The organism is Phycisphaerae bacterium (genome assembly GCA_024102815.1).
GTDB lineage: Bacteria > Planctomycetota > Phycisphaerae > UBA1845 > UBA1845 > JAGFJJ01.
On sequence record JAGFJJ010000014.1, the window covers coordinates 241,461 to 247,546 of the forward strand.

Annotated in this window: 7 protein-coding genes; 2 read left to right on the plus strand and 5 right to left on the minus strand. The window is 60.5% G+C overall.

Annotated elements, in window-relative coordinates; all coding sequences use genetic code 11:
• Nucleotides 1–141: 141 nt before the first annotated feature.
• Both J5J06_05085 and J5J06_05090 read left to right on the plus strand, forming a co-directional pair.
• On the plus strand, nucleotides 142–1,191 hold the full coding sequence (locus J5J06_05085) for a class I fructose-bisphosphate aldolase (GenBank protein MCO6436441.1): 1,050 nt from the start codon (nucleotides 142–144) through the stop codon (nucleotides 1,189–1,191).
• A 204-nt stretch (nucleotides 1,192–1,395) separates the two neighbouring features.
• The gene (locus tag J5J06_05090) at nucleotides 1,396–2,319 is read left to right on the plus strand and encodes a zinc ABC transporter substrate-binding protein (GenBank protein ID MCO6436442.1); all 924 of its coding nucleotides are present in this window, start codon (nucleotides 1,396–1,398) and stop codon (nucleotides 2,317–2,319) included.
• Nucleotides 2,320–3,093: 774 nt separating this feature from the next.
• Here the strand turns inward: J5J06_05090 and J5J06_05095 are convergent.
• The 5 genes from J5J06_05095 to J5J06_05115 all read right to left on the minus strand — a co-directional run.
• Entirely contained in the window at nucleotides 3,094–3,546 is a 453-nt protein-coding gene (locus tag J5J06_05095) for a hypothetical protein (protein MCO6436443.1), read from the minus strand.
• Between the two features lie 146 nt (nucleotides 3,547–3,692).
• Nucleotides 3,693–4,136, minus strand: coding sequence for a hypothetical protein (locus J5J06_05100; protein ID MCO6436444.1), 444 nt, complete (start codon nucleotides 4,134–4,136; stop codon nucleotides 3,693–3,695).
• A 173-nt stretch (nucleotides 4,137–4,309) separates the two neighbouring features.
• Complete coding sequence (locus tag J5J06_05105; GenBank protein MCO6436445.1) at nucleotides 4,310–4,999, minus strand: DUF2807 domain-containing protein; 690 nt, start codon at nucleotides 4,997–4,999, stop codon at nucleotides 4,310–4,312.
• Between the two features lie 297 nt (nucleotides 5,000–5,296).
• A complete protein-coding gene (locus J5J06_05110) occupies nucleotides 5,297–5,698 on the minus strand; it encodes a hypothetical protein (GenBank protein MCO6436446.1) in 402 nt (133 codons plus the stop codon).
• Nucleotides 5,699–5,740: 42 nt separating this feature from the next.
• Nucleotides 5,741–6,086, minus strand: a 346-nt coding sequence (locus tag J5J06_05115) for a hypothetical protein (protein MCO6436447.1), incomplete at its 5' end; no start/stop codon positions are given.

Below are 6,086 nucleotides of genomic sequence, written 5' to 3' on the forward strand. Positions count from 1 at the left end.
ACCGGGGTTGCCGCCACCGGCGGCGCCATGCCAGTAATTCGCGACCGGGGCGTACCTTTGCCGGTATCCCGTGGCGCCGTACAATGCGCTAACCTCGGTCGCATCCAGTCATCAGAGTCCGATCTGTGGAGTGAATCGAACATGAGCGCTATTCTTGATCTGCTCGGCAAGGACGCGAACGCCCTCCTGTCCCACAAATGCCAGACCATCGACAAGTCCATGCTGCACCTGCCCGGGCCGGATTATGTCGACCGCATCTTCGCGGCGACGGATCGCCCCGTGCCGGTGCTTCGCAACATGCAGTCCATCTTCAACACGGGCCGCCTCGCCGGGACCGGCTATTTGTCCATCCTGCCCGTGGACCAGGGCATCGAGCACAGTGCCGGCGCGTCCTTCGCCCCCAACCCCATCTACTTCGATCCCGAGAGCATCGTGAAGCTCGCCATCGAAGGCGGGTGCAACGCCGTCGCCTCCACCCTCGGCGTCCTCGGCGCCACCGCCCGCAAGTATGCCCACAAGATTCCCTTTGTGGTCAAGATCAACCACAACGAATTGCTCACCTATCCCAACAAGTACGATCAGATCATGTTCGCCAATGTGAAGCAGTGCGCGGACATGGGCGCCGCGGCCGTGGGCGCGACCATCTACTTCGGCTCCGACGAATCCACCCGCCAGATTCAGGAAGTCGGCGAGGCCTTCCAGATCGCCCACGAGCTGGGCATGGCCACGATTCTCTGGTGCTACCTGCGGAACAACGCCTTCAAGAAGGACGGCACCGATTACCATCTGGCGGCCGACCTGACGAGCCAGGCCAACCACCTCGGCGTCACGCTCGAGGCCGACATCATCAAGCAGAAGCAGCCGGAGAATAACGGCGGCTTTACGGCCATCAACTTCGGCAAGACCAACAAGGCGGTCTACGAAAAGCTCACGTCGGACAATCCCATCGACCTGACCCGCTACCAGATTGCGGGCTGCTACATGGGACGGATCGGCCTGATCAACTCCGGCGGCGCCTCGGGACAGAACGACTTCCACGACGCGGCCAAGACGGCGGTGATCAACAAGCGCGCCGGTGGCATGGGGCTGATTTCCGGGCGCAAGGCGTTCCAGCGGCCCATGAGCGAGGGCGTCAAGCTGCTCAACATCATCCAGGACGTGTATATGGATAAGAGCATCACCGTGGCGTAGCCGAGTGTTTCCCGCCCAAGCCTTCGGCCTGGGCCCCCGACGAACCGATGCGGAATCTCCCAAGCGTCGCCCGTTGTGAGCGGGCGACGCTTTTCTTTTGAGGGCGGCCCCGCGTGCGACCCTGTCGAACTGGCGTCCATGCCTGGGCGTAATACCATGTATTACGAATGAACGCGTGATGTAGAGGTTCCGGAGGGTGACTTCATGATTCGTCCACAAGGGTTGCTGCGATGGTTCCCGGGTGCATTCCTGGTTCATGCGGTGGTGATTTCGATGGGAGCCGGCGCCGCGCCGGCCGATCCGTACCCCGTGTTCGTCAGCATTCCGCCGCAGAAGTTTTTCGTGGAGCGCATCGGCGGCGACCTGGTTCGCGTCGGCGTGCTCCTGCCACCGGGGCAATCGCCGCACACGTACGAACCCACGCCCAAACTCATCACCGAGCTCGGCCGGGCGAAGATCTACTTCCGGATCGGTGTGAACTTCGAGGACCGCGTGCTCCAGAAGGTCGCCTCGACGTTCCCGGATCTGGAGATCGTCGACACGCGCCGGGGAATCGATCTCGCCGAGCAGGAGCACGAATGCGATCACGAGGGCGATCATGACCACGATCACGGTGAGCTCGACCCGCACATCTGGCTGAGTCCCAGGCTGGCGAAAATCCAGGCGCGAACCATCTTCGAGGCGTTGGCGGCGGCCATGCCCGAGCACCGCGACGCACTCTCGCGGAATTTGGACGCGTTTCTGAAGGACCTGGGCGAGGTCGACGCCCGCATCGCGGCGGAGCTGGCGCCGCTCAAGGGAAAGGACTTTTTGGTCTACCACCCAGCGTACGGGTACTTTGCGCAGGCGTACGGCCTGCACCAGATCGCGATTGAATCCGGCGGGAAGCAACCCACGGCCAAGGCGCTGGCGGAGTTGATTCAGCGGGCGAAATCCGCGGGGGTGAAGCTGATCTTCGTGCAGCCGCAATTCGGCAAGCGGAACGCGGAGGCCGTGGCGGAGGCGATCGGCGGCGCGGTGATCGAGGTCGATCCGCTGAGCGGCGACTATCTGAACAACCTGCGGCACATCGCCGACGCGGTGAGGGAGGCGCTGGGCGGCGGGGATCGTGCGGCCGGTCACCCGTAAGCCGATCGCTCCTGTTCTGGGCACTGCCTGTCGTTTCGCGATGGGCACGGCACACTCCTCCTCTACTTAAAGAACGCGCAGGGGCGCTCAGTCGGATGGCGCATTTGGCGCGATCATGCCCATAGCGCCCGTTTTCGCAACATTTCTGATTTAATCGAACGCTCGATTGAATTTTTCAGTCAGGGTGCCGGACTTGATGTATGGCTTTTGTTTGGAATTGCTGCGTATTTGGCTGAAGAGTGCATCAACTCGCGGCGCTGGGAAACGGTCCCGACTGGGTGTCCCTGCTTGGCCACGAGGCGTGGCGATGGAACCTGGCTTCGGCTGAAATTTCGGGGGGCCGCACATTACTCAGGAACGAGGAGTATTTGGCCGCGGATTACCTGATCTCGCCTTCGGGCGACGATCGTCATCGTGATGGGACGGGCGGGTGCGGCGAGGTCCGTGGGTTTCAACAAGAGTGACAGTCCGGCGCGGCCGCCAATCGACTCTCTCGTGAACAGTCCGAATAATTTTGTGCGGGCAATTTGTGGGCTGGAGAAGTTTATCGTCAGCAGCCGCCAGCCACACTGAGCTTCGTCCACGAGGCAATCGACCGATTCCCAAACGGCCCTGTCTCGAGACAGGCATCGTATTTCGAGATCATCGCCGCTTTCAGTGACTGATTCGACGCGAAACGGCGAATCCATGTCGTTGGCTGAATAGTGGGTCATGCAGGCACCATCGCATAGGAGGCGCACACGCCGGGTGCCGTGCTCGTAGCACAGCGGAAGTCTACGGTTCCCGGGCACCATGGATAGGAGTGCCGCATTCCGGGCAGTAACCCGATTCGTTGCCCCGAAGATCATATTTGCACTTTCTGCATTCGATAATGTTCGGAAGTCTATTTTTCCGCCAGATCATTCTGGTCAGGAGACGCCCTATCAAGGGCATGACGAAACCAGAAACAGAGAACGCAACCAACACTTCGGTTTGCTTAAGGTCTCCACCCTGCCAAACCCAACAGATGGCAAACGTGGCGTATTGCGCAATCGTCAGAATTCCTCCGTGCTCGGCTCTTACAAACGTGCTACCGCAAGAGACTTCGATGACCACGACCAGGAACGCCGCCATTGGGTAGAAGAAAAATACCTCAAGCGCAAGCTCCAAGCCTGTGACGTAGAGTCCCCATAATGCGACGGCTGCAACCCCGAAGACAATTCCCACCAGGCAATTCACGATGAGCAAGACGAGTCGACGCCTCGTGGAACGACTGCCGGCCGGCTGATGGTCTTGAGTGCAGGAGTCAATCACTTCCATGGATTTCTTTGAGGGTCACGTCGAGAGCTCCGCTTGACGCGCCTTGTCCGATTATCCAGCTGACACCGAGCGGGTCAATGATCCCCGCGATCCCTGGGCCTGCACCACGAAGCCACCTGAAGCACGACGAATCCGAACACCATCAGAAGTATCAGCACCCTTACAAGCAATCCGACGCGGTCGCGGGAGAGTTCCGGACCACGAAGCCACTTTATCAGGATTGCGAACATTGCCACGTAAAGGCAGACGAAGCTCATTCGGCGAGCGAAGTCCGATTGATGCTCCGCACGACCCGCAACGATTTGCTCGGAAAGTCCCACGGCTGCTTCCGCCCAAGCAGCAGTAAGGCACATTCCTGCGAAGAAACCCATGACGAATCCGAAAAAGCGACCGGAGGTTGCCTCGCCGATCCACCCCAATTGATCGATTAGGAAGCCCAAGCAGGAGAGCAGCCCAAGAACGAGGAAACCGGCGGCCCTACGGGTCTTTTTCTTGCGAAAGAAGGCCATTGTCATCACCCGCTAGTGCCATGCATGCGGCACGAAGATCGCATGCAAACCGTGTGCCCGGCGCCCCGTGAATCGCATGCCCCACATGTCGATCCCCCACGGCTCAAGCGGTGGGTCACCCGGGCTCACGAAGGGTGGGCATGGTACACGCAAGAATCGTCCGCGCGGCGGACGCTGCGCCGTTACCCGCCCTTGGTGATCACGCCGAGGCCTTTGATGTTCTCGGTCACCTCGGCGTCGCCGTAATACTCGATGCGGCCCATGCCCTCGATGGTCGCGTCCAGTTTTTCCGCAGCGTACACATCCGCGGAGCCGGCGCCGCGCAGAATGACGACGGCCTTTTGAGCCATGAGCTTGGCCAAGTCCAAATTGCCCGCGCCCTCGGCGAGGACATCAAGGCCGTCCGTCTTGCCCTCGGCGTATACGTTGGCCGCCCCCTCGATTTTGATGGATAGGGTTTCGTTATCGACTGCATAGACTTTGACGTTACCCGCGCCGCGAACTGCGAGGTCTTTGAGCGCATCCGTCGTGACTTTGATGACGATGGTCACATCGGGTTTGATGGGCGTATCGGGCTTGATCGTGAGGCGTCCGTCCGTCACGGAGGTTTCGAGGTGCGGCAGGATGTTGTCATCGGCCGTGATCTCGAGCGGACCGCTCGCCCCGATCGTTACGTTCAATGACGCTCCGCCCACGAGCAGAATGCCGTCGAAGGCATCGACGGTTCGCGCCTCGGTCTTGGCCACTCCCGACCCACGCACCTTGCCGCTGTCCGAGTCCTTCGATCTGCACGCAACGAGGAGAGCGGCTGTGCTGATGGCCAGTACGCAGGTTGATTGCCACAAGCGTCTTTGCTTCGCCTGATCCAACATGAACCGCCCCCTTTCCGGTTGACCGAGTTTCCTACCTGGCCCTTGCCCGAACGAACGAGAGTTCGAGTTAGGCGAATGCACGCATTATTGCTCGCACCACGGCCGGCGACCACGTGCTGCGGGCACGAGGACAGACGTGACATGCTTACCTCCCCAACGGACGCATACGGTCGCTCCCCCACCGCTGAAGCGGTGGGCCACCCGGCGGCGATCAAATACTGCAATCACGTCTACCAGTGACTGAAGTCACTGGCAACGATCGCGCGCCCTACGGGCGAAGAATCGGTCATCGGTGAATCAGGATGCAGCCTGCTCCGCGGGCTGCGGTCCCCTTCGATCGAATACAGCGAGCGCCGCCCGCGCCGAAACGTGCAGACGCATCCATTCGCGTGTCATCTGGAATTTCTCAATTCGAGGAACTTTCCGCCGACAACTCTTGCGAACATCGTTCCAGACCTCGTGGAATTCGCGGATGGCATCCAATTCTTCCATTGAGAAGGCGGGCGGAACGAAATGTCCCGACGGATCGTCAAACGGGACAATGTCTTCCCATTGGCAGATCAGCTCGGCAGAGACTTGCGCTATAGGAACTTCCCGCTGGTAACTCAATTGGGCTTCGCGCGAGGACATCAGTTGAAAGTACTTGATCATATTATTGCGAAGCGTTGTCTGAAGGCTGCGCTCGAGCTCTTCATTCATGGCCCACTCCTAACGATTGCGCCTCCTGAGAAAGGACATCCGTCACACCGGGCCGAGTTTTTTGGCTTCTTCCTCGGCGGAGAGGAAGCGCTCGGTGTAGCGCGGGTCGACGCTCTGGCAGATGGTGGTGACCTGGGCGGCGAAGTCCTGGTAGGTCGGGTCGCCGCCGGATTGGGTCTGGAACTCGCCGGCGAGGATGACGAAGCGCAGGAGGTGGCGGAGGATGAGGCCCTCGTTCTTTTGCAGGTCGCGGTTGCGGATGTATTTGTAGAAGTCTCCGCCCTGTTCGAGGATGCCGCCGACGATCCACTGCGGCTGGGCGGGCACGTCTTCGGGGCTGGCCAGTTTCGCCTGGTAGAGCGCGGCGAGCATTTCCGGGAGGCTCATC

Coding starts and splice junctions, on each gene's coding strand:
- J5J06_05085 (MCO6436441.1), top strand. CDS start 142: ATGAGCGCTATTCTTGATCTGCTCGGCAAGGACGCGAACGCCCTCCTG.
- J5J06_05090 (MCO6436442.1), top strand. CDS start 1,396: ATGATTCGTCCACAAGGGTTGCTGCGATGGTTCCCGGGTGCATTCCTG.
- J5J06_05110 (MCO6436446.1), bottom strand. CDS start 5,698: ATGAATGAAGAGCTCGAGCGCAGCCTTCAGACAACGCTTCGCAATAAT.
- J5J06_05105 (MCO6436445.1), bottom strand. CDS start 4,999: ATGTTGGATCAGGCGAAGCAAAGACGCTTGTGGCAATCAACCTGCGTA.